18 protein-coding genes and 1 pseudogene are annotated in these 23,960 nt (G+C 43.3%); 9 read left to right on the forward strand and 10 right to left on the reverse strand.

The annotated features are described in order from the left end of the window. The first annotated feature begins 1 nt into the window (after nt 1). Complete coding sequence (locus tag OSCI_RS23270; protein ID WP_007357623.1) at nt 2-2,494, forward strand: AAA-like domain-containing protein; 2,493 nt, start codon at nt 2-4, stop codon at nt 2,492-2,494. A gap of 213 nt (nt 2,495-2,707) precedes the next feature. Here the strand turns inward: OSCI_RS23270 and OSCI_RS23275 are convergent, their stop codons facing one another. Next, the gene (locus OSCI_RS23275) at nt 2,708-3,652 is read right to left on the reverse strand and encodes a methyltransferase domain-containing protein (protein WP_007357624.1); all 945 of its coding nucleotides are present in this window, start codon (nt 3,650-3,652) and stop codon (nt 2,708-2,710) included. Between the two features lie 164 nt (nt 3,653-3,816). On the opposite strand from OSCI_RS23275, the gene OSCI_RS23280 reads away from it, so the two are divergent. Then, complete coding sequence (locus tag OSCI_RS23280; protein ID WP_007357625.1) at nt 3,817-4,671, forward strand: Uma2 family endonuclease; 855 nt, start codon at nt 3,817-3,819, stop codon at nt 4,669-4,671. A 70-nt stretch (nt 4,672-4,741) separates the two neighbouring features. On the opposite strand, the pseudogene OSCI_RS23285 reads toward OSCI_RS23280, so the two are convergent. The 7 genes and pseudogenes from OSCI_RS23285 to OSCI_RS23315 form a co-directional block, all read right to left on the reverse strand. Next, nucleotides 4,742-5,566 (reverse strand): annotated as a pseudogene (locus tag OSCI_RS23285) (ATP-binding cassette domain-containing protein); the annotation flags it as partial. Between the two features lie 118 nt (nt 5,567-5,684). After that, on the reverse strand, nt 5,685-9,107 hold the full coding sequence (locus OSCI_RS23290) for an EAL domain-containing protein (protein ID WP_007357627.1): 3,423 nt from the start codon (nt 9,105-9,107) through the stop codon (nt 5,685-5,687). Between the two features lie 57 nt (nt 9,108-9,164). Then, nucleotides 9,165-9,755, reverse strand: a complete 591-nt coding sequence (locus OSCI_RS23295; RefSeq protein ID WP_007357628.1) for a CPBP family intramembrane glutamic endopeptidase — start codon at nt 9,753-9,755, stop codon at nt 9,165-9,167. Between the two features lie 171 nt (nt 9,756-9,926). Further along, nucleotides 9,927-11,000, reverse strand: coding sequence for a DUF3326 domain-containing protein (locus tag OSCI_RS23300; RefSeq protein WP_007357629.1), 1,074 nt, complete (start codon nt 10,998-11,000; stop codon nt 9,927-9,929). Continuing rightward, entirely contained in the window at nt 10,997-11,206 is a 210-nt protein-coding gene (locus tag OSCI_RS23305) for a hypothetical protein (protein ID WP_007357630.1), read from the reverse strand. The genes OSCI_RS23300 and OSCI_RS23305 overlap by 4 nt, the downstream gene beginning before the upstream one ends. A gap of 58 nt (nt 11,207-11,264) precedes the next feature. Beyond that, the gene (locus OSCI_RS23310) at nt 11,265-11,582 is read right to left on the reverse strand and encodes a 2Fe-2S iron-sulfur cluster-binding protein (RefSeq protein WP_007357631.1); all 318 of its coding nucleotides are present in this window, start codon (nt 11,580-11,582) and stop codon (nt 11,265-11,267) included. Between the two features lie 226 nt (nt 11,583-11,808). Further along, on the reverse strand, nt 11,809-12,981 hold the full coding sequence (locus tag OSCI_RS23315; RefSeq protein ID WP_007357632.1) for a YcjF family protein: 1,173 nt from the start codon (nt 12,979-12,981) through the stop codon (nt 11,809-11,811). Nucleotides 12,982-13,245: 264 nt separating this feature from the next. On the opposite strand from OSCI_RS23315, the gene OSCI_RS23320 reads away from it, so the two are divergent. The 4 genes from OSCI_RS23320 (at nt 13,246) to OSCI_RS23335 (ending at nt 18,590) form a co-directional block, all read left to right on the forward strand. Next, entirely contained in the window at nt 13,246-15,237 is a 1,992-nt protein-coding gene (locus tag OSCI_RS23320) for an ATP-binding protein (protein ID WP_007357633.1), read from the forward strand. A gap of 96 nt (nt 15,238-15,333) precedes the next feature. Then, the gene (locus OSCI_RS23325) at nt 15,334-16,788 is read left to right on the forward strand and encodes a sensor histidine kinase (protein ID WP_007357634.1); all 1,455 of its coding nucleotides are present in this window, start codon (nt 15,334-15,336) and stop codon (nt 16,786-16,788) included. 63 nt (nt 16,789-16,851) lie between these two features. Then, on the forward strand, nt 16,852-17,247 hold the full coding sequence (locus OSCI_RS23330) for a response regulator (protein ID WP_007357635.1): 396 nt from the start codon (nt 16,852-16,854) through the stop codon (nt 17,245-17,247). Continuing rightward, on the forward strand, nt 17,244-18,590 hold the full coding sequence (locus tag OSCI_RS23335) for an adenylate/guanylate cyclase domain-containing protein (protein ID WP_007357636.1): 1,347 nt from the start codon (nt 17,244-17,246) through the stop codon (nt 18,588-18,590). The genes OSCI_RS23330 and OSCI_RS23335 overlap by 4 nt, the downstream gene beginning before the upstream one ends. Before the next feature lie 48 nt (nt 18,591-18,638). Here OSCI_RS23335 and OSCI_RS23340 read toward each other — a convergent pair whose 3' ends face one another. Together OSCI_RS23340 and leuB are read right to left on the reverse strand one after the other, a co-directional pair. Further along, nucleotides 18,639-19,523 carry a fructosamine kinase family protein gene (locus OSCI_RS23340; protein WP_007357637.1) on the reverse strand — a complete coding sequence of 295 codons (885 nt, stop codon included), beginning with the start codon at nt 19,521-19,523 and terminating at the stop codon, nt 18,639-18,641. Between the two features lie 140 nt (nt 19,524-19,663). Further along, entirely contained in the window at nt 19,664-20,755 is a 1,092-nt protein-coding gene (leuB, locus tag OSCI_RS23345; protein ID WP_007357638.1) for a 3-isopropylmalate dehydrogenase, read from the reverse strand. A 107-nt stretch (nt 20,756-20,862) separates the two neighbouring features. Here leuB and OSCI_RS30330 point away from each other — a divergent pair, with 107 nt between their 5' ends. The 3 genes from OSCI_RS30330 (at nt 20,863) to OSCI_RS23355 (ending at nt 23,912) form a co-directional block, all read left to right on the forward strand. Next, nucleotides 20,863-21,000 (forward strand): hypothetical protein, encoded by a 138-nt coding sequence (locus OSCI_RS30330; protein WP_155523413.1) that lies wholly within the window; start codon nt 20,863-20,865, stop codon nt 20,998-21,000. 208 nt (nt 21,001-21,208) lie between these two features. Continuing rightward, nucleotides 21,209-22,159, forward strand: coding sequence for an ABC transporter ATP-binding protein (locus tag OSCI_RS23350; protein ID WP_007357639.1), 951 nt, complete (start codon nt 21,209-21,211; stop codon nt 22,157-22,159). Between the two features lie 76 nt (nt 22,160-22,235). Then, nucleotides 22,236-23,912: a hypothetical protein gene (locus tag OSCI_RS23355; protein ID WP_007357640.1), complete on the forward strand. Its 1,677-nt coding sequence runs from the start codon at nt 22,236-22,238 to the stop codon at nt 23,910-23,912. Nucleotides 23,913-23,960: the final 48 nt, after the last annotated feature.

A 23,960-nucleotide genomic window follows, 5' to 3' on the forward strand; every position in this document is an offset into this window, starting at 1 on the left:
GTTGTTAAAGAATCTACCGAATCAAATTATCATTTTCATTGATGAAATTGATAGACTACTCAGTTTAGATTCTATTAGAGATGACTTTTTTGCCTATATTCGCTCTTGCTATAATCTAAGAGCCGATAATCTCGCTTATCAACGTCTTACTTTTTGTTTGTTGGGAGTCGCTACTCCTTCAGATTTAATCAAAGATACAACTCGAACACCTTATAATATCGGTCAGGCCATTGAACTCAAAGGCTTTACCCTAAAAGAAGCCGCACCCGTCTTAACCAAAGGTTTAGAGGGAAAATTCCCTAACAATTCCACTGCAATATTAGAACAAATCATCAAATTAACAGGCGGTCAACCATTCCTCACTCAAAAACTCTGTCAGCGAGTGCTCGAATATGCTGAAATCGACAACCCAAATATTGATGAAATCGCCAAAACTTATATTATTGATAATTGGGAGGCTCAAGATAATCCCGAACTCTTAAGGACAATCCGCAATCGCCTCATCTCTGAACAAGTCCAAAATCGCAGCGGTCGCCTCCTTAGTATCTACCAACAAATCCTCACCAATGGCCAAATCCCCGCCGACAACTCCCCCGACCAAATGGAATTACAACTCTCAGGCCTAGTAGTCAAAGAAAACGGACACCTGAAAGTTTACAACCCAATTTACAAAGCAGTATTCAACCTCAACTGGGTACAACAGCAACTCGCCAACCTCCGACCCTATCAAGAAAACTTCCAGGCCTGGATAGAATCTGACAAAAAAGATGACTCCCGACTACTACGTGGTGAATCATTAACTGAGGCATTAAACTGGAAAGAAGGCAAAAGATTAAGTGATGATGATACGGCTTTCTTCGATGCGAGTCAACGCTACCAAATAGAAACACTCAGACAAGCGGAAGCCAAAGCTAAAGAGATAATTAAAGCCGCCCAAGAAGGCACTAAAATAGAAAGAGCAGGCGTGCAAGCATTGCGGCGCTTTAATACAAAAACAGGACAATTTCAAGCACTCCACGATGCCAAAAAAGCAGGCGAAGATTTACAAAAGTTACTGGAAAAGTGGGAAAATTTAGTCAAAGATAACTACGAACTAGCCGCCGATTCTCCCGCCGCCAGTCCTCTTTTAGCTTTGCAAACAATCCTGAGTAAAATTCGAGAACGCCACACCTTTACTGGCCATACTAACTCGGTATGGAGTGTCAGTTTCAGTCCTGACGGCAAATTTCTGGCTACGGGTTCAGGGGACAATACGGCGAAACTGTGGTCAACAGAAACTAAAACAGAACTTTACACCTTCACCGGCCATACTAACTGGGTAACGAGTGTCAGTTTCAGTAGCGATGGCAAATTTCTAGCTACGGGTTCATACGACAATACGGCGAAACTGTGGTCAATAGAAACTAAAGCAGAACTCCACACCTTCATAGGTCATAGTCAATCGGTAACGAGTGTCAGTTTAAGTGCAGATGGCAAATATCTGGCTACGGGTTCAGAGGATAACACTGCGAAATTGTGGTCAATAGAAACTAAAGCAGAACTCCACACCTTCATAGGTCATAGTCAATCGGTAAGAAGTGTCAGTTTGAGTGCAGATGGCAAATATCTGGCTACGGGTTCAGACGATAATACTGCTAAACTATGGTCAATAGAAACCAAAGAAGCACTCCATACCTTCATTGGTCATACTCAATCGGTAAGAAGTGTCAGTTTGAGTGTAGATGGCAAATATCTGGCTACGGGTTCATGGGACAAGACAGCAAAACTCTGGTCAACAGCAACCAAAGCAGGAATCCACACCTTCATCGGTCATACTAACTCGATATGGAGTGTCAGTTTAAGTAGCGATGGCAATTATTTGGCTACTGGTTCATCTGACAATACAGCCAAAGTGTGGTTAACAGAAACCAAAAAAGAACTCCACACCTTCACCTGTCAGACTGACTTAGTAATGAGTGTAATGAGTGTTAGTCTGAGTGCAGATGGCAAGTATCTGGCTACGGGTTCATGGGACAAGACAGCGAAACTTTGGTCAACAGCAACCAAAGCAGAAATCCACACCTTCATCGGCCATACTAATTGGGTATGGAGTGTCAGTTTAAGTGCAGATGGCAAGTATCTGGCTACGGGTTCAGAGGACAAAACGGCCAAATTGTGGTCAATAGAAACCAAAGAAGCACTCCAAACCTTCACCGGTCATACTCACTCGGTCAGGAGTGTCAGTTTAAGTGCAGATGGCAAGTATCTGGCTACGGGTTCATTCGACAACACGGTTAAATTGTGGGATTTATCAGGTAATTTAATTGCAGATTTCATTGGCTATAAGGATGGGGTGCAATTTATTGAAATAGAAAGTCCAGTATTTAGTGTTTGTTTTACCCCAGATGGTAAGTATTTAGCGGCCGGTTATGATGACGGTGTAGTTAGATTATGGCCGATAGAAAACTTAAACCAATTATTAGGAAGAGCGAGGAAATGGTTGCAGTTAGATTAGATACAAACTCAGATTTTAATACTGATAAAAAACTCTACATTAAATAATCTTAGCTTGAACGATCGCTAAGGCCGATCGCAACGCCTCAAAGCGGTTCTCCATCAGGTGAATTTGTGGCGACACACCCCCATCTTCCACCTGAGACAATTTGTTGCTTGTATAGGACTTACGCAGGTCGTCCCAGAAACCGGGTTTGCGTAAGTCCTGTAAACTTTATTGTCCGACAGAGCCCTTACCGAAAAACTTCGGTGGTTCTGCCATAGTGTAAACTTCAGTTTCAGATGCGATCGCCTGACGCACATGACCAGGCAATTGCATCAATCCTAACAAAGTAATCCCATCCAACATACGGAAACCACCAGTAGTTTTCTCCGCCAACACTTTATCGGTATCTGCCGGTTCTGGCCTGGTATCGATCGCCTGCGTCGAAGCGATCGCAAAACCCCAAGGCGCACCGTAAGTAGAAATATAGCTCGTCAAAGACTGAACATTCGGAAAAACAGACTTGAGAGTATTGACAATCCGAGCGTGCATTTTCAACTCTGCCGGAGAAACAGGCCCCGCTTGCACCACAAAATAGCCAGATGGTGACATCACGCGGCGAACTTTCTCAAAATAGTCCTTAGTAAACAACTGGAAAGAAGGCCCTTCTTCAATCGGATCTGACAAGTCAGAAATCACTACATCCCAATCATTACCAGTAGTATCTAAGAATTCCAAAGCATCACCAATTACCACCTCACAACGAGGGTCATCAAAAGCATTTTGGTGCATTTCTGGCAAGTATTCTTTACAAGCTTCGACTACTTCGCCGTCAATGTCGATCATCACAACTTTTTCAACGGTTTTCCAGCGCAGCACTTCCCGAATTGTAGCGCCTTCCCCGCCTCCGAGCACGAGCACTTTGCGTGGCGAACCGTGCAAAATCATCGCCGGGTGAACTAGCGGTTCGTGGTACAGGAACTCGTCGCCAGTACAGGACTGCCATTTACCATCTAAAACCAACCCTTTACCATAAGTACCGGTTTCAACGACGTACATCTCCTGAAAAGCAGTTTTTTTGTAAGCAAGGACGCTAGTAACGCCGTGAACGTAAATATCCCAAGGCGTGATGTACTCGCTCATCCAGAAATCTGCTTTTAATTCGCTACCTGACATGAAATACCCTCCAGGGTGACACTGCTATCCCGATGTTGGGACAGATAGTAGTTATTAGCACAAAACGGCACTATTTTAAAAGTACGCTCGACACTAAAAAAATTTGCCAAGTAGTTAGATTGAGGCCGATGTTAACATAAAGCCAGTGATTCTGCCTAAATTTTATGTTTCCCTTTAAATATCCTGTTCCTCAAACAGATCCGCCGCGATCGCCCAGAGAAACTTTACCCACGATGTACGATCTACCAAGTGAAGATCCAGAGGAGCCTGGTTTGCCGGACGAATTTCACGATTTACAACCCCAACTGCTGACCCAGACATTTCAGCCTTCTCAGTATTCCCAATCTGAGGTTTTTTGCGGCAGCGACATCAACCTTTACTACGACTCGCGCCATCCTAATTGGTACAAGCGGCCGGATTGGTTTGGCGTTGTCGGCGTACCCCGACTTTACGATCAAGTCGATATGCGCCTGAGTTACGTTGTCTGGCAAGAGGCCGTTAATCCCTTTGTTGTTATTGAACTCCTTTCCCCTGGCACGGAGAAGGAAGATTTAGGACAAATTGAACTCGAAACGCCGCCAGAGGCTCTTCAAGTGCCAGGAAATGGGCAAACAATACGAGGTCAAACTGAGCAGAAAAAGCCTGGAAAATGGGAGGTTTACGAGCGGATTTTACGCATTCCTTACTATGTGGTTTTTAGCCGTTATACCAATCAGGTACGAGTGTTTAAACTCGTAGGATCGCATTATCAAGAACTACAGTTGCAAGATTCGCGGGTGTGGATTTCCGATATTGATTTAGGTTTGGGTTTGTGGCAAGGAGAGTATCAGGGAGTTGAGCGATTGTGGTTGCGCTGGTATGATGCTGAAGGAAATTGGGTTTTGACTGAAGCTGAATTTGAGCGCGAGCGCGCTGAATTTGAGCGGCAACGCGCCGAACAAGCAGAAGCTCAATTAGAATCTTTGATTCAGAAACTTCGGGAATCTGGGATCGATCCTGATACATTTTTGAAGAGTTAATAATGAATGCAGTATTGGTAGGAGCAAAGCATTGCTGAGTTCCTACCAATTATGAGATCAACCGGTGGCATTACGTTCGAGCAAGTAAAGGCGCAGCTTGTAAAAGTTGTTGAGTATAAGGGTGTTGAGGATTGGTAAAAATCTCTTTTGTCGCGCCGATTTCCACAATTTTACCAGAGTTCATAACGGCAATGCGATCGCAAAAAAATCTGGCTACCCAAAGGTCATGGGTAATAAACAAATAAGTAAGGTTAAATTCTGCTTTTAACTCCAACATCAGCTCTAATACCTGCGTCTGCACGCTAGCATCCAACATACTCACGGGTTCGTCGCAAATTAACAATTTAGGGCGGGTAATAAGAGCGCGCGCGATCGCCACTCGCTGCTGTTGTCCCCCCGATAACTCGCCTGCATAGCGTTGATAATACTCTTCAGATGGTGTCAAACCCACCCGTTCTAGCATAGCCAATACTTGTTTTTTAGCTGCGTCTGGAGTCGCCAATTTGTGGATGAACAAAGGATCGGCAATACTTTGTCCCACAGTCATCATGGGGTTAAGGCAAGCGTGGGGATCTTGGAATACCATTTGAATGTCGCGGCGGTGCGATCGCACAGCATCGCGGGAGAGTGCAGTTAAATCGGTTCCCAAAAATTCAACTTTGCCTCCGGTGGGACGAATTAGCTGTAAAATTGTGCGAGAAAGTGTACTTTTGCCGCAACCAGATTCTCCAACTAATCCTAAAATTTCCCCTGGATATAGTTCTAAATTAATGCCGTCTACTGCTTTAATTACCTGTCCCGTTCTCGAAAATATTTGGTCTAAAAAATTGCGTTCTAAAGTATAATGTTGCTGTAAATCTTGTACCCGCAAAATTGGTAATTGGGAATTGGTAATTGGGAATTGGTAATTGGGAATTGGTAATTGGCTAGCAGTCAAGGAAGAAGATAAATTACCCCCCATCTCCCCATCTCCCCCCATCTCCCCCTTCTTCCTTCTTCCTTCTTCCTTCGACTTACCATTGGAGTGCAGGACTTAGCAAAGCTGTCGCCGCTTCGCTGTCTACAGGTTTAGAGAAAAAATATCCTTGACCAAATTCGCATCCAAGCGATCGCAATTGAGCGAGATGGTGGGAAGTTTCTACGCCTTCCGCCACTACATCCATACCTAAACTGTGAGCTAACATGACGATCGCACGCACGATCTCAGAATTATCGCCATCTACACCCATCCTACTGACAAAAGACCGATCGATTTTCAAAGTATTAATTGGGAAACGGTGCAGGTACGAGAGAGAAGAATAGCCCGTCCCAAAGTCATCAATACATAGATGAATCCCTAAATCTCTCAATTGCGAGAGCATCGTCACGGCTGATTCTCCATCTTCCATCACCACGCTTTCCGTAATTTCTAACTTTAAATACTGACCATCTAAACCTGTTTCCTCTAGCACTTGTTTAATTTGCTCTATTAAGTCAGGCTGAGCAAATTGTCTGCCCGAAAGGTTAACAGCTATGGTCAGTTGAGAATTAGGAAGAGGTAATTGGTAATTAGAAACGGGTAATTCACAACTGGGAATTGGCAAATTTGGCTCCTCCACTGCCTTATTTATGAGTGGGCGATGCCGAAGCGACTGGTTGTCGTCTACCGACACTTCCAAGTCACAACCAAATAAAGTGTTATCTAATTTTGAACTAGAATCTATATCTCCAAGTTGGAACTGCTGTGCCCACAATTCAGGATTCGAGTTCAAACTTACACCTCTACAATTGAAGTCGAACTCGCCTGGGGTGTGAGACTTCAAGCTCTTTTGCCATTTAACCATCTGACTGCAAGCTTCCCGTAGTACCCACTGGCCTAACGGTACGATCAATCCAGTTTCTTCTGCTACAGGGATAAACTCTGCGGGTGTTACCAAACCCCGTTCTGGATGCAACCAGCGTACTAGAGCTTCAAACCCGACTACGATACCACGACTGAGGGAAACGATCGGCTGATAGTAAAGGACAAAGGGGGAAGAAGGGGTGAGGGGTGAGGGGTGAGGGGCTGAAGAAGGGATTAGGGTATAGGGGTTAGGGGCTAGGGAAGAATTTTCTTCTTCTGTTTCTCTAATCTCTAGTCCCCAGTCCCCAGTCTCTTCTTCTCTTTCCCTAGCCCCTAGCCCCTGTCCCCTAGCCCCTTCTTCAGCCCCTTCTTCCCCGCAAGTAAGCTCTACCGCTCGGCGTAAGTCGCTCTCTAACTGCATCAGCGCCACAGCGTGGGTGTGCATAGCAGCCGCGAACACCTGATAGCGAGCTTTACCGAGAGCTTTCGCCCGATACATAGCAATGTCTGCGTCTCGCAGGATGTCCCCTGGCCACTGATACTCAGGGGTACTGAGGGCAATGCCCATGCTAGCAGTGACAGTAACTTTGTGGCCTTCTAGGTGTAGGGGTTGTTCGAGGGCCTGCTGTATGCGGTTGGCTGTGGCGATCGCCACGCTGACATCTTCGATTTCTTCTAGCAGGATGATGAATTCGTCCCCTCCCAGACGCGCTACAGTATCGCCAGAGCGCAGACAGCTCATCAATCGTCGGGCGATCGCGTAGAGTAGGCGATCGCCAGCCTGATGTCCTTGGCTGTCATTGATCACCTTAAACCGATCCAAATCTAAAAATATGACACCAAAGCGATAATTGGGATTACGTCTAGCGCGAGCCAAAGCTTGTCCGAGACGATCCATCAACAAGGCTCGATTTGGCAATTCTGTCAAAGCATCGTGCAGAGCATCATGAAGTAATTGGTCTTCAGCCGCCTTGCGTTCAGTCACATCGTGGCAATTGACCACAATTCCTTGTACAGCAGGTTCTTCGAGCAGATTCGTCGCCACCGCCTCCAACACGCACTCCTTCCCATTTTTGTGCCGCACGCGGTATTCCGCCAAGCCTAAACCCACGCAGGGGTGTTTAATTACCCCATCTAGCACTCGGCGTACTAGGTGTAATTCATCGGGGTGAACCCAATTAAATATAGATTCCCCCAGCACTTCTTCTCTGGAGTAGCCTAAAATCCGCTCTTGGGAAGGCGAGACATAGCGGCAGATCCCGTCTGCGTCCACAATCAAGATGATATCTGTAGCATTTTCAATTAGCGATCGGAATCTTTGTTCGCTTTGGCGGAGTTCTTGTTCTGTGCGTTTGCGATCGGTAATGTTCGTTGAGATGCCGATCAGTCCCACAATTTTGCCAGCAGCATCCTTAATCGCATCCGCACGCATTAAAACTTGAATGGTTTGACCGGTGCGAGTGCGCTTAGTAACTTCGCCACGCCAAGAATTACCACTCATAATCGTTTTGAGAACATCCTCAGCAACGGCGGGATCTGCAAACACGATCGGTATGCCGCCAGAGGCGTTGAATTCTTCCACAGTTTCGTATTCAAATAGCTCGGAGAAGGCCTGATTTTGATAGATGTGAGTGCCTCTAGCATCAGCCATTCCCACCGCGTCGCTAGAACTTTCCACAGCTTTGCGCGTCAGTACCAGTGCTTCTTCTGCTAGCTTGCGCTCAGTAATATCAATCCCAATAGTGAAAGCTGCTTTACCCTCATTGTACTTTTGAGCCACAATCAGATAGTGCCGCAGGTTCGGCCCATTTGCTGTTGGCAGCGTTGCGGTCATTTCTTCTATTGCTTCTGTCTTGGGACTAGCAAAAAAGGAGCGTACAAATTGGCAAAATTCAGAGCTTGAACCCAGAAATCCGATGTCTTTGCCAGCAAATGCCTCTGGAGACAAGCCGTGAAGTCTCGCCAAATGGTGGTTAACTCCTAAGTAGCGTAAATCTGAACTAATCCAAGAAACTGTTCCCGGTACTGCCTCTAAAATTGTTTGCAATTGAGCTGTGGCTTGATGTAGCGATTCCTGCGCTTCTATGCGGTAGGAAATATCGGATTGTACGCCGATGAAGTGAGTTAATTGGCCTTTTTTGTCCCGCACGGGAGAAATTGCCAGTTTGTTCCAGAAATGGGTTCCGTCTTTGCGATAATTTTTTAAGACTACTTCACAAGCACGCCCTTCCCGCAAAGCGTTGCGGAGTTCTTCTAGGGCCGCAGGATCGGTGTCTGGCCCTTGCAAAAAGCGGCAATTTTTACCCTCTATTTCTGCTTGGGAATAGCCCGTGATCCTTTCAAAGGCAGGATTGCAGTAGATAATGGGACAGTCTGGTAGTCTGGCATCAGCGATGACGATACCGTTGTTAGAGGCGGCGATCGCGCGATCGCGCAGCCGTAGCGCCTCTGAAACTGAAGAGCGATCGCTAACTTTTTTATTTTTATCTAAATTAGAGAGTAACCGCTCCTGCCGATTTCGCATTACCCCAACCTTTAACCGAAATTTAATAATTTCTCCGATGTTCTTACTGTACAGGAAAAATTGCTGAAATTCTCTCGGTAGTAGCTGCATCGGATGAAAGCTGTCAGCCGACTAAAAGGCAGGAGTTAGTAGTCAGAATTAGAACTATTACTTGAATCCTTTGCTTTCTAGTTTCCAAATGCAGCTAGAAATTACATTTGTGCAGATATGAGCTACAATTGGCACTAATAAATTGCCCGTTTCTAAGGCGCTATACCCAAGTAAAAATCCTACCGCCGTTGCCCAAACTGCATAGGGCCATTGTTGCCACCCTCCCAAGTGCAAAATACCAAAGCAAAAACTAGATAATACTAAGGCAGTAATATTAAACCCAAAGGCAGATAACATTACACCTCTAAATAGTAATTCTTCGCTCATTCCTGGTAGAAGTCCCAGCCAAATTAAGTCTGGCCAAAATAGGGGTTTAAGCACTAATTCTAAGTAAATGTCAGCACTACGGCGATAAGCTGGCCATAAGCGGTAGATGATTGTACTCGCAACTGTAATTGTTATGCCGATCGCTAGCCCCCAAATTAAGGCTAAGGGTGTTAATTTGACAGGTAACAAGGAAACAGATCCAAATTGCAGCCACAATTTGGCAATGGCCAGCAAAATCACTGCTGTCACTCCCATTGCTACTAGAATTTGAGTGCGTGTTAGGGGTTCGAGTTCGGAATTGTTAGGAAGTTGTTCTGGCACTTTGGAAGAAGGGACTAGGGGCGGGGGAGCGGGGGAGCAGGGGAGCAGGGGAGCAGGGGAGCAGGGGGGCAGGGGGCGGGGGAGCGGGGGAGCAGGGGAGATGGGTAATTAGCGATTAGCGATTAGCGATTAGCGATTAGCGATTAGCCATTACCAATTACCAATTACCAATTAGCTATTAGCCTGGATAGATAGGCGATGTAAGGGCGGGATTTTGGGGTGTAGCATTGCTGGATTAATTCCAGCTTTATGAGCTACTAATACTCCTAATGCTTCTAAATATGAGTTTACCTGTAAAGCTTTAATTCCTAATTTGTCTGGGGTTGCTTGCATTTGGGTTTGATTTTCGGCGACAGCGATAATTTGCACTGCCGATCGCTGAATTAGACTTAGGATAGCACTGCCGCCGCAAGCTGTTGCGGGTATGACTACTGCATCTACGTCAGCGGCAGTTATTGGGGATTGGGTAATTTTCTCCTCGGTGACAAATTGGGGGGCTTTACTTAATCCCGCCAGTACGCAAGGTAGGAAGGTATAACCGATTTCTTCGGCTGCCGATCGCGCTGAAATCTGAGAATCTAGAGGTAGTGGTAACAGGGCGGGGGCGTGGGCACAAGGTATTTTAAAGGTTTTGACGATTAAGTGGCTAATTACGGCTTCTGCACCGGCGAGGGGGTCAACTCCTTGGCCATACCTGTACTGTTGCAACTGCGTGCTGCCTTCGTCATCGGGAAATCGGGCAATAACTGCGATCGCTTCTACTTTTGCTTGTTTAATCAGCCCTTCTGCTGCCCGCAGTAAACTATCCGGATTGGCGATCGTACCCCAAGATGCCCCAGAATTAGAGGTGCGTAACTCTACCTCCAAAGGCATATCTGTCAGTACATAATCGGTAATATTAATTCCTAATGTCGCTCTAGCAGCATCAGCGGCTTGCAAGTGACGCAGTTGCAAGTCTGGTTCAATCCCTGAGTCGAGGATTAAACCAATGCGGTTTTGATGAACTGGCTGCAAACCCCAGCATCCAGAGGCAAATTTGTCAAGGGCGTAGCCTTCGACGTAGAGAGCGTTAGGTAAAGGCCAATACAACTGAGCGCCGTTGAGAACGTTGGGGTGAGTAATCAGTGTATCGCAAATTTGGGCGATCGCTCTGGCAACTGGTAGCGCATCGCCAGCATAGCCGCCAATGGACGCGCCAACCCCTGTGGGGACAATCAAAACCACTGTAAAATGACGGCGGTTCACGGGGTTACAGGTGTTTCAATCTCTACTTTTGTCGCTTCTACGAGCACGTAGCCTTCAATTGTAGCCTTTTGCCGCACCACATCCACGTCTGTAACGGCCCAGCGTAAAGGTTCCCCTTGTTTTTGGAGTTCCGCCTCAATTGCTGCGTGCAATTGCTCCACAGTTTCTGGGAGATCAATTTCTAAGGTAATGAAATTGGTTGTCATGGAGGACTCCGTAGTATTTGCAACCTTTAGGGGTTCAATTGTTAATTCTAGCTTACTTTCAGGATTGACCGAATTGGCGATTGTACACAATCTCTTCCTTTTCTGTTTCAATTTTCAAGTTAGAGCGGGGATAGGCAATGCACAGCAAGACAAATCCTTCTTTCTGAAGTTCGGGACTTACCCCCATACAGTCATCTTGATCGACTTTACCTTCGATAATTTGAGCCGCACAAGTGGTACAGACTCCTGCATTGCAAGAATTTGGCAACTCTATACCAGCTTTCTCGGCAGTGGTAAGAATTTTTTGATCTTCTGGCACTTCTATGGTATAGCTTTTGCCTTGGTGGAGGATTTCTACAGTGTAAGTGGTGGACATAATTAATGATTAGTAAGCCTGAAATTATTGTACAGCTCAATGACATTCCTGCTTACGTCAAGCCAACAATTCGTCAACGGCGACACTAAAACCCGCCAGCACTAACTGAGTGCTGACTGTTGCACCTGAATTAAAGTTCATAAAATTTGCTAATTTTATTCTTTTCTTAAGTCCGCGTAGGCGGACTTCATTTGTGTAGACGCGATTTCAATCGCCCGCCTTAATATTACTCAATATTGATATTTTTGGGAGGAATTGGTTGGTCTTCTTTCAAAGTTTTGCGTCCAGACTCTAGATAATCCTTATATAACTCAACAAACATTTTACTGAGATCGGATAAAGAAATATTTTCTCCATTAATTTGAGCTTTAATATAAGCCTTAAGCACTTCAATGTAAGCTAAACCGAGAGCAAGTGTTAAAGTTGCTGCCGTAGCACCAGAAATAGCACCTCCGACTAAAGTGCCGGCACCTGGGATCATTTTGAGTAAGTTAGTAACAATATTTCTACCAACAGCAGTCACCCCGCTTGCACCTGTAATTGTGGAAAACATAGCAGAGATAAATCCTTTATCAAAGGGCAATCCAAAGATCGCAGTAATATTAGCAATCATCGCTGTTTGGACTGTCACAAGTATCGGCGCATCAGCAAAGGGTATGGGAGTTGCCCCAATAATAGCAGAGCCAGCAACATAACCAGTTACATACTTGAAAGCCATCTCGCCTTTGAGAGCAATGCTAGCAATTTGTTCTTTAACAAATGCTTTTTTTGCTACTTCTGGTAACAACTGAAAAGTATAATGTACTAAACGATCTAAACTGTGTGCTTTAATGGTGTAATCGTCGTCAATTTCTTCTGGTTCTGCTAGCACTGGTATGATCTGGCTCACGGGCAAATTCATGTGTTCTAATTCTTTGAAAAACTCACTCGGTTTTTTACTTGTGGTTTGAGTGAGTACCAAGATCGTTGGCACATCTTTGATTTCAATATCTTTGAGCCAGTTTTCTTCCACTGGTTCTATTCTATTAGTTCCCTGATTAATGCAGTACCAAACGACGTGAATGTGTTCTATGGGGTGTAGGAGCCTTTGCTCGTCAATTAGTTTAGCAACATTAAGCTGGACAATTTTAATTTGTTCGGCGTTTAGCTCTAGTCCTGGGGTATCATAGACAGTTATGGGACAATTGGGCTTAGTATATTGGCGAATCCCTTGGGTTATAGGTCTTCCGACACCTGTTTCTGCTAAGCGATCGCGAAAAACGGCGTTGATGAGGGTGCTTTTACCTACGCCAGTTTTGCCGATAACTAAAACGTTGCACTGTCCGACTTGATTTTCGGCTTCTGTGAAGGCGGCAAAACTTTTGTTCAAGAGTTCGTCGAAGGAAAAATCTTCTGACATGGCTTTGCTCCGAGAATAGCGATTGCCCAGATTAAAACATATCACAATTACGAGAGCTTTTGCTACAATGGTGCGCCAAGGTTTAATCTACTTAAGACTTAGGCATCACGCTTAGTAACGCAGCCATCCCAGGGTTATACTCAATGCTGAGACGGCAGCTTTACAAATACTTTTGCGTAAGTCCTACTACTATTTGAACACTAGGTTTAGCATCTACTTATTCAGTCAAAACTAAGTAATCTCAAAATCACTCCAACAGCGGTTATGAATAATCAAAAATTGATTCCTGACAATGAAACCGAACGTCTGAAAGCGCTTCAACGTTATGAAATTTTAGATACACGCCCCGAAGGTACTTTTGACCGCGTTACCGCAATTGTAGCTCGACTGCTACAAGTACCCATTGCTGTTGTTAGTTTAGTAGACAACGATCGCATTTGGTTTAAGTCACGTCATGGCTTAGATATTCAGCAAATTGACCGTTCCCCAGGCTTGTGTGCATCGGCTATTCTTTCTCCTGATATCTACGTTGTTACAGACGCTACTAAAGATGCACGGGCAGCCACAAATTCCCTGGTAACTAGCGACTTTGGATTACGTTTTTATGTCGGAGCTCCGCTACAAACTCACGACGGCTATAGCTTGGGAACCTTATGCGCGATCGACAAACAACCACGTCCTATTTCTCCACAGGAAATGGGAATTTTGAACGATCTAGCCGGGATAGTCATGGATGAAATCGAGCTCCGTCTTGCAGCTAGAAAAGTTGATGAGTTAAATGCTGAACTAGCGGAAGCTAAAGAGAAAGCGGAAGTTGCCAACGAAGCAAAAAGTATCTTTCTTGCTAATATGAGCCACGAATTGCGATCGCCTCTCAATGCCATTTTGGGTTTTTCCCAAATTATGACTCGCAGCAAAACTTTACCATCTGAACACATAGAGAATGTCGGCATTATTAGCCGTAGCGGGGAGCATCTACTCTCCTTGATCAACAACGTTTTAGATTTATCAAAAATTGAAGCGGGACACACTACCCTCAACGAAAAAAACTTCGATCTTTATCGCCTGCTAGATGATTTAGAAGATATGTTTCATCTGAAAGCCGACGATCGACGTTTACAGTTAATTTTTGAGCGTAGTCCTGATGTTCCTCGCTACGTGCGAACTGATGAAGTCAAACTGCGCCAAATCTTAATTAACTTACTCAATAACGCCCTCAAGTTTACGCAAGTAGGAGGCGTTTCAGTTAGAGTAGTAACCGATGGTGGATCGTTAGTCACAGGTACAGCAACCAAACAAATAACCGATGAATCAGAAAAAACTATGCTGCGGTTTGAAGTCGAAGACTCTGGCCCTGGCATTGCCCCCGAAGAATTAGACTCGTTATTTGAAGTTTTTGTACAAACTCAAACAGGTAAAGAAGCACAGGAAGGTACGGGTTTAGGATTACCAATTAGCCGTAAATTTGTGCAGTTAATGGGAGGAGAGATCGCGGTCAGCAGTGAAGTTGGTAGCGGCACCAATTTCAAATTTAATATTCAAGTCAACGTCGTTGATGCGAGCGAAATTGAGAGTAAACAATTAGCACGACGAGCAATTGCTTTAGAGCCAAATCAACCCCAATATCGAATTCTAATTGTTGATGATAAACCCCTCAATCGCCAACTGCTAATTCAACTCCTGAATCCCTTTGGTTTTGCCTTAAAAGAAGCGATGGATGGCAAAGAAGCGGTAGAAATTGCCGATAGTTGGGAACCTCATTTAATCTGGATGGATATGAGGATGCCAGTGATGGATGGCTACGAGGCAACAAAACAGATCAAAGGTAGCACTAAAGGTCAAGCAACGGCAATTATTGCTCTGACTGCTAGTGTTTTAGAAGAAGAAAGGGCTGTGATTCTATCAGCAGGTTGCGATGATTTTATGCGGAAGCCATTCCGGGAGGCTGATATTTTTACTGCGATTGAGAAACACATTGGTGTGCGCTTTATTTATGAAGAAGCTACCGCTAAAAGTTTCGCTCATCAGTCTAATAGCCAAACTCAAGACGAACTCAAATCATCTATTTTGGCATTGCCTAGCGAGTTATTAGCTAATTTGTTAGAAGCTGTAAAATTCTCCGACATGATGAAAGTCGATAGCTATATTGAGGAGATGCGCCCCCTAAATCCTGGGCTAGCTGAGGCGTTGGCAAGTTTAGCACATAATTTTGAGTATGACAAAATAGCCCTCTTAATTCAACGGGTGAAGCCATAACCGAATCAGCTATTGCCTCTTATTGTTATCGTTGCTAGTTTTTGACTGGGAACGCATACATAAATTTTCTGTCGCCATAAACTCTACTTAAATAACATGAATGACCATTCGATGATGCCCGAAAAAGCTGATATTTTAGTTGTTGATGATATTCCAGAAAATTTGCGTCTTTTAGCGGGAATTTTAGCAGATCGAGGATACAGAATTAGACCTGCAAGAGATGGCTTTCAAGCTTTATCTATTGCCCAAAATATTCCTATCGATCTGATTTTACTGGATATCATGATGCCAGGTATAAGTGGTTATGAAGTCTGCCAAAAACTTAAAGCCGATGAAGTCACTCGCGACATTCCAGTTATTTTTATCAGTGCGATTAATGAAGTGCTAGATAAAGTCAAAGCTTTTGCTGTGGGTGGAGTAGATTACATTACTAAACCTTTTCAAGCCGAAGAAGTATTAGCGCGCGTTGAAACCCAATGTCAAATGCGTTTTCTGCAAAAGCATCTTCAACAAAATAATGAGACTTTGCAACAGAAAAATGAGGAATTGACTGCGATTTTAAAACAACTACGAGCTACCCAAGAAGAACTAATTCAATCTGAAAAAATGGCAACATTAGGACAACTTGTTGCTAGCATCGCCCATGAAGTTAATACCCCACTAGGTGCAATTCGTTCTTCAGTGGGCAATATGTCTAAATATTTGGCTGAAACCTTCGCAGAATTGCCGACGATGATTCGCACCTTTTCTCCAGAAGAACTTGAAATTTTCTTTGCCTTAGTAGAACGCTCTATTCACAAAATTTCAACGGTTTCTCTCAAAGAATCTCGGAAGCTAAAGCGAGAATTAATTAGACAAATGGAAGATGAAAAAATTAGCAATTCTGATGTAATCGCAGATACTTTAATAGATATGGAAATCTATCAAGATATTGTACCCTTCTTTCCTTTACTCAGACGTTCAGATAGCCGGAATCTTCTAGAAATTGCCTACAACCTTTCTGGGCTGCAAAGAAGTACCCAAATCATCTATACTGCTACGGAACGTGCAACAAAAGTTGTGTTTGCCTTAAAAACTTATGCTCATTACGACGAGACGGGTAAGCGTATCAAAGCTAGTGTAATTCAAGGCATTGATACTGTCTTAACACTGTATCAAAATTCTTTAAAACAAGGAGTAACTGTCATTCGTAACTATATAGATTTACCGCATTTTTACTGTTATCCCGATGAATTGAATCAAGTTTGGACAAATATTGTCCATAATGCTATCCAAGCAATGGATAATCGCGGTACACTAACAATTGATGTTACCCAAGTTGAAGAGCAAGCAAAAGTTAGTATTACGGATAGTGGTTCGGGAATTTTACCAGAAATTATTCCGCGCATCTTCGAGCCATTCTTTACCACCAAAGCACCTGGAGAAGGTAGCGGTTTAGGATTGGATATAGTTAAGAAAATTGTGGAAAAACATCAAGGAACAATTGAAGCTGAATCCGTTCCCGGAAAAACTACTTTCACAGTTTTTCTACCCATGAATCTCCCATCATAGGCTGATTTTTCCTATGATTAATCTCAATTAAATATCAAACATCAACCATTATCCATTACCACCATGTCTAAACCATTCATTTTATGCGTAGATGACGAAAAAGTTGTGTTGCAAAGTCTCAAAGCACAACTCAGAAAAGCCTTTGGCGATGCTTATAGTTATGAAATTGCCGAGGATGCCAATGATGCTCTAGATTTAATTGATGAATTGCACGATGAAGATATTAGTATTCTTTTGATTATTTCTGATTGGCTAATGCCAGGAATGAAGGGTGATGAATTCCTAACTCGCGTCCATGAAAAGTTTCCCAAAATTGTAAAAATAATGCTCACAGGTCAAGCTGATGATAGTGCCATAGAACGCGCTCAGCAATCAGCCAATCTCTATCGCTGCTTATTTAAACCTTGGTCAGAATTAGAGTTGATAGAAGCCATTAAATCTGGTTTAGAAAAACCATGACTAAAAATGTAATTATCTGCGTTGATGATGAATTAACTATCCTTACAAGTCTAAAAGCAGAACTCAGAAAATCCTTGAGCAATGACTATATCATTGAAATTGCTGAAGGGGGTGAAGATGCGTTAGAACTACTGAAGGAATTGATGGCAGAGAATTATGAAATTCCGCTGATTATTTCTGACTATGTGATGCCAGAGATGAAGGGAGATGAATTGTTAAGAAGAGTACACGATATTTCTCCCAAAACTCTGAAAGTGATGCTTACAGGTCAAGCAACAATTGAAGCAGTAGCTAATGCCGTTAAGTATGCAAAACTCTACCGTTATCTTGCTAAACCTTGGCAGAATGAAGACCTGATATTAACTGTAAGAGAGGCAATATATAGCTATCACCAAGATAGAAATATTGCTAAAAAAAATGCTCAATTTGTGCGAATGAACCAGGAGTTAAAACAGTTAACTCTTGAACAATCTAAGTTGATTGCTGAACTACACAAGAAAGAGCGCATCTTGGAAGAACTAAATGAGTCTTTTTTACGCTTTGTTCCTCGTCAGTTTCTCCAGTTATTAGACAAATCTAGTATTATTGATATCCAATTAGGCGATCAAATTCAACAGGAGATTTCTGTGTTATTTTCGGATATTCGAGATTTCACCAGTTTATCTGAAAGAATGACTCCCCAGGATAATTTTAAATTTATCAATAGCTATTTATCGTGGATGGAACCTGTAATTTTGGAAAATAATGGATTTATTGATAAATATATTGGCGATGCGATTATGGCTTTATTCAATGGTAACGTAGATCATGCAGTCAATGCAGGAATTGCGATGTTGCAAGCACTCGCGGAATATAATATCACTTATCACAATCCCGATCTTCCACCCATCAAGATTGGGATTGGAATTAATACAGGAATATCAATGCTAGGAATAGTGGGAGGAAAATCTCGGATGGATGGAACTGTCATCGGAGATACGGTGAATGTAGCCGCCCGAATTGAAGAGTTAACGAAACACTATGGTGTACCATTACTGATTAGCGATTGCACCTATTTTGAATTACAAAAACCTGAAGCTTACTCTGTCCGCTTTATTGGTCAGGCTAAGGTCAAGGGTAAAGTGGAATTAGTTGGAGTCTATGAAGTTTTTGATGCGGACTCTCCCCCACTAAGAGATGCTAAATTTGCCACTAAAACCAAATTTGAACAAGCTCTGATTTTTTGTCACCAAAAGGAGTTTAAAGAAGCCGAAAAATTGTTGGAAGAGTGTCTGCAAAAAACTGGGCCAGATACAGTGGCTCAAATCTATTTAGCTCGATGTCAACAAGCATTAGGAAAGTAAAAATTTCCAGTTATGGCTAGTTTTAAATATTTTAAATTATCCTACCTTCTACCGCAACAACTGATTAATCATCTGATTCGCTTGCGACTCATAACTCCCCCCAAACAAATTAAAGTGATTCAAAATGTGATAGAGATTATATAGAATCTTCCTCCTCTCATAACCTCCCTCTAAGGCCAAAACATCATTATATCCACGATAAAACGCCGCCGAGAAGCCGCCAAATAACTCTGTCATCGCGATATCAACTTCTCTATCTCCCCAATAGGATGCTGGATCGAAAATCACGGGTTCTCCTGTAGATATTACCCCTGCATTTCCTCCCCATAAATCGCCGTGAACTAGAGAAGGTTGCGGTTTATGGTCGGCTAATAAATCGGGGATCGCTGCTAATAAACGTTCCCCAAGGGGAAAATGACCGCCTCGACGTTTAGCCAATTTTAATTGATAACCAATCCGATGTTCTGCCCAAAAATCAGCCCAATTTTCCGTCCAAGTATTAATCTGTGGCGTTGAACCAATTGTATTATTAATATCCCAACCAAAACCAGCCCTTGATAAAGTAGAATCAGAGGGATTGTATTGGTGCATCGCTGCTAATTTGCACCCCATCTTTTCCCAAGCTTGATTATCACCGCGCCCTCCTAAATCCAGCCATTCTAACACAATATAAGCAGAATTTCCCTCTGTTCCGCAACAAATAGGTTGAGGAACTAGAATTGTCTGAGTATCCCACATTTGCTGCAATCCTAATATTTCTGCCTCAAACATTGCTATTTGTGATGCTTGATTTAATTTCACAAAATAACTGCGGGAACTGTCGCTGATTTGATACCCTTGATTAATACATCCGCCACTAACTGAACGGCGGTTATCTATCTTAAACTTTTCTCCTGTTACTTCAGTAATGCGTGTAGCAATGTTATTCCACATAAAGTATCAAATTTATGGATGAGTTGCAATCAATGACTTCCTCGCGGGGTGGGGCGGGTTTTTTAGTCTTTGGGTATTCTTTAACAGCTATTGGCGAACCCGCCCCTAAAGGTTTGTGACAATGGTATTAAGAGATCTGGTTACAAACTATTCTTCAATTCCGTAATTAAAGCCTCTCCCATTTGCCGACAACCTACCAGTTTCATGCCTTCTGATTTAATATCGCCAGTGCGATAGCCTTGTTCTAAAACTTGCACTACGGCTTTTTCAATTTTATCGGCAGCAGTAGGCTGATTTAAGGCGTAACGAAGCATCATTGCGGCACTTAAAACTTGTGCTAAAGGATTAGCTTTATCCTGTCCGGCGATATCTGGTGCAGAACCGTGAACGGGTTCAAATACGCCGGGGCTAGATGCACCTAAACTGGCAGATGGTAACATTCCAATACTACCAGTTAACATGGCAGCAGCATCGGAGAGAATGTCTCCGAAAAGGTTGCTGGTGACGATAGTATCGAACTGTTTTGGCCACCGAATTAACTGCATGGCAGCGTTATCAACGTAGAGGTGAGAAAGTTCGACTTCGGGATATTCTTTTGCTAGTTCGGTGATGCGATCGCGCCACAATTGCGATACATCTAAGACATTAGCTTTATCAACAGAACATAACTTTTTACCGCGTTTCATGGCAGTTTCAAATCCGACTCGCCCAATACGATCTATTTCTGATTCTGTATAAGCCATCGTATTCACGCCGCGTTTCTCGCCAGTTTCCGTTTCAAAAATACCCTTGGGTTTACCAAAATAAATCCCGCCAGTAAGTTCGCGGATGACCATAATATCAACCCCTTCGACTACTTCTCGCTTCAAGCTAGAAGCATCAACTAATTGAGGTAAAATTGTGGCGGGACGCAAGTTAGCAAATAACCCTAAACCTGCTCTTAATCCTAACAATCCTGTTTCTGGGCGTTGGTGGCGAGGTAGATTATCCCACTTGTAACCGCCAATTGCTGCTAATAATACCGCATCGCTATTGCGGCACATTTCCAAAGTTTCATCCGGTAGCGGGTTGCCCGTTGCGTCGATAGCAACGCCGCCCATTAATGCTTCTTGGAATTCAAAGCTAAGGTCTAATTGTTGGCCAACAAGTTTGAGGACATCTACCGCCACTGCCATAATTTCAGGGCCAATGCCGTCGCCTGGTAAAAGAGTAATGCGGTAGTTCTGAGTCATATCAATTGGAGATTTTAGATTGAAGATTTGAGGTCGATAGAAATTTTTGTGCAAGGTGAGAAATTCTTGCCAGGTTATAATTGTATCAGCATAGGTAAACTAACAGTTTGAATTTAAGGCTAGCGATCGCCTCTCCTCTCCATCCAACGCCAGCAGGTTTTATTGGTGTAGCCACAGATTCAATCCGTCCTGTTCTCGTTTCAATTTCCGTAATACCCTTGGCGATCGCTGAAGCTAAAGGCTAGGCTAGCTGCTGACTACCTTTTTCGCATTTACTACCTCAAACATCAGGCTGCATAAGTCCCACTACCTCAGACATACCTTAGCTGTAGAGTGGGCAAAATTGGCAACTGTCTCTAGCGATATATAAGCTGAGAATGGTTTTGCCTACCATCCGTTTAACTAAAAATTTTCCTCCGAAAACTCAAGTTTCATCCCCGTCACCCCAGAAACATGACAAAAGAACTCGCAATCGACACTCGCGGACTTACCAAGCAATTCGATCGCCATATCGCCGTCAATGACATCGACTTGCAAATCGCGATCGGCGAAGTTTACGGACTCATCGGGCCCAACGGCGCAGGTAAAACTACCCTCCTGCGAATGTTAGCCACCGCCGAAGAACCAACGGCTGGCGAAATTTATATCAATGGCGATCGCCTCCTCTGTGATGAAAGCAACCCCATTCTCAAACAACGTCTCGGCTATTTACCCGATGACTTTCCCCTTTACGACGACCTCACAGTTTGGGATTATTTAGACTACTTTGCCAGACTTTATAACCTCCGAAATCCTCGCAAAAGAGAACGACTTTATGCAGTTCTAGAACTCGTCCAACTAGCTAACAAACGTAACAGCATTATTTCCACCCTGTCGCGAGGCATGAAACAGCGTCTCAGCTTAGCTAGAACCATCATTCATGAGCCACTTTTACTACTCCTAGATGAACCAGTTTCCGGCTTAGACCCCATCGCTAGAATGCAATTCCGCGAAATAATTAAAGCCTTACAAGAAGCTGGCATGACTATAATTATCTCCTCCCACGTCCTCAGCGACTTAGCAGAACTCTGCACCTCAGTCGGCATCATGGAACTCGGATATTTAGTCGAAAGTGCTCCTTTAGAAGAACTTTACAAACGCCTTAGCCGCCAGCAAATTTTCCTCTCTACTTTGGGTAAACTAGATGTGCTGACATCTGAACTGAAAAACCATCCTTGGGTTGAAAGTTGGGAAATAGTACCGGAAACTCAACAAGTCCGCGTACACTTTTCCGGCAATCGAGAAGATGCTGCAAACTTGTTGCGATCGCTTGTCTCTGCCAATATTCCCCTAACAGAATTCAACTGCACCCAAGAAGACCTAGAAACCATTTTCCTTAAGATGGGACACCAGCAAGCATCTTAATGAAGGAAGAAGGAAGAAGGAAGAAGGAAAAAATCAGGGTTATCATTTTCATCTTTTTAACTTGGAGAAAAATCTAATGCTAAGTACACAGATTCAAAAAATTGGTGACTGGAATCCTCAGCTATTTCGAGAAATCAAAGGTAGATTCAAAACTCGAAATATCGTCCTCGCAACAGGTATTTCTCTATTTGGGCAACTGCTTTTGCTGATGTATCACTTCACTCAGCTACCAGTATTAAATCCACTTGATAAATACTACGTCAATCGCTACTGCACGGGTAATAATAAGTCAAGCTACAGCGGGGCTAGCTGCTTCATACTCAATGGTAACTTTGTAATCGACTGGCAACAGTGGTGGTTAGATATATTTATCTGGCTTAGTTTTCTGGGTATATTTGCCTTACTAACTGCCGGAACCTTCATGCTAATCGGTGACTTAGAAAGGGAAGAAAAACGGGGAACACTTAACTTTATCCGCCTTAGTCCTCAGTCTACCCAGAGTATTTTTCTGGGCAAACTCTTAGGAGTTCCCAGTTTACTTTATCTAGCAGCCGCTTTAGCCCTCCCTCTACATTTGTGGTCAGGAATAAATGCCAAAATTCCCCTTTCTTTAATCTTGACCTTTGAAGGATTAGTCATTGCCGCTAGTATTTTTATCTACAGTGCCGCCTTATTATTTGGCCTAGTAAGTTCCTGGCTGGGAGGTTTCCAGCCTTGGTTAGGAACTATGATAGTCTTCTTGTTTTCCTGGATATTGAGTTACAAAAATATTACCAAAGATGGCTGGGATTTACTGAATTTATTTTCTCCTTCCACTATCCTCCCCCATCTAATTCCTGAGACTTTTCTCAAAACTCAGCGAATTTTTGGTAACAGCGATGCCAGCTATCAACTTTCTCAGTTAAAAGATTGGCAATGGTTTTATCTACCTGTCGGTGAAACAGCTCCTAGTACAGCCTGCTTTCTCTTATTAAATTATGGTCTTTGGACAGCATTAATTTGGCAAGCTTTAAAGCGTTACTTTCGCAATCCTAATGCCACTGCTCTTAGTAAAAAACAGAGTTATCTACTGATAGCTTACTTAACCATCTTGAATCTAGGATTGATTTTACAATCCTCTAGTACCATATCCCAGTTATATTTTATCGGCTTCGGGATCGTGTTAGTATTCTCTGGCTTAATCGCCGCTCTCTCTCCACATCGACAAACTTTGCAAGATTGGGCGCGATATCGTCAAGAACGCTTAAAAACAGGAGTTAAGTATTCTCTAATCCGCGATTTAATTTGGGGAGAAAAGAGTCCGGCTGTAGTTGCTATCGCTGTTAACTTATTGATTGTAGCTGCTCTATTTGTTCCTGCAACTCTAATTTTTGCTGAAACAGGAGATCGCAATCAAATTATCTTAGGTTTGCTTTACACTCTCAGTTTCATGTTAATCTGCGCTACTATAGCCCAGCTCATGCTGTTAATGAAAACTTCCAAAAGATCGCTGTGGGCAGGAGGTACAGTCGCAGCAGGAATTATCTTACCCCCGATGATTTTAGGAGTTCTATCCATTAATCCGGGAGAAAATGGAGGTGGTTTGTGGCTGCTAACACCGTTTGCCTTAGATGCCATCAGATACGCATCGATAAATGTCATAGTTAGCACACTCCTAGCGCAATTTGCTTTCTTTGGTTTCCTCAACTTCCAACTGACTCGGCAACTCAAAAAAGCTGGGGAATCGGCATCTAAAGCATTGCTAAAAAGTTAAGAAATTAAGAATTAAAAATGGGATGATTCTTCATTTTTAATTCTTAAT

The sequence above is a fragment of the Kamptonema sp. PCC 6506 genome (assembly GCF_000180455.1).
Lineage (GTDB): Bacteria > Cyanobacteriota > Cyanobacteriia > Cyanobacteriales > Microcoleaceae > Kamptonema > Kamptonema formosum.

Coding starts and splice junctions, on each gene's coding strand:
- OSCI_RS23275 (WP_007357624.1), bottom strand. CDS start 3,652: ATGTCAGGTAGCGAATTAAAAGCAGATTTCTGGATGAGCGAGTACATC.
- OSCI_RS23280 (WP_007357625.1), top strand. CDS start 3,817: ATGTTTCCCTTTAAATATCCTGTTCCTCAAACAGATCCGCCGCGATCG.
- OSCI_RS23290 (WP_007357627.1), bottom strand. CDS start 9,107: ATGCAGCTACTACCGAGAGAATTTCAGCAATTTTTCCTGTACAGTAAG.
- OSCI_RS23305 (WP_007357630.1), bottom strand. CDS start 11,206: ATGACAACCAATTTCATTACCTTAGAAATTGATCTCCCAGAAACTGTG.
- OSCI_RS23310 (WP_007357631.1), bottom strand. CDS start 11,582: ATGTCCACCACTTACACTGTAGAAATCCTCCACCAAGGCAAAAGCTAT.
- OSCI_RS23315 (WP_007357632.1), bottom strand. CDS start 12,981: ATGTCAGAAGATTTTTCCTTCGACGAACTCTTGAACAAAAGTTTTGCC.
- OSCI_RS23320 (WP_007357633.1), top strand. CDS start 13,246: ATGAATAATCAAAAATTGATTCCTGACAATGAAACCGAACGTCTGAAA.
- OSCI_RS23325 (WP_007357634.1), top strand. CDS start 15,334: ATGAATGACCATTCGATGATGCCCGAAAAAGCTGATATTTTAGTTGTT.
- OSCI_RS23330 (WP_007357635.1), top strand. CDS start 16,852: ATGTCTAAACCATTCATTTTATGCGTAGATGACGAAAAAGTTGTGTTG.
- OSCI_RS23335 (WP_007357636.1), top strand. CDS start 17,244: ATGACTAAAAATGTAATTATCTGCGTTGATGATGAATTAACTATCCTT.
- OSCI_RS23340 (WP_007357637.1), bottom strand. CDS start 19,523: ATGTGGAATAACATTGCTACACGCATTACTGAAGTAACAGGAGAAAAG.
- leuB (WP_007357638.1), bottom strand. CDS start 20,755: ATGACTCAGAACTACCGCATTACTCTTTTACCAGGCGACGGCATTGGC.
- OSCI_RS23350 (WP_007357639.1), top strand. CDS start 21,209: ATGACAAAAGAACTCGCAATCGACACTCGCGGACTTACCAAGCAATTC.
- OSCI_RS23355 (WP_007357640.1), top strand. CDS start 22,236: ATGCTAAGTACACAGATTCAAAAAATTGGTGACTGGAATCCTCAGCTA.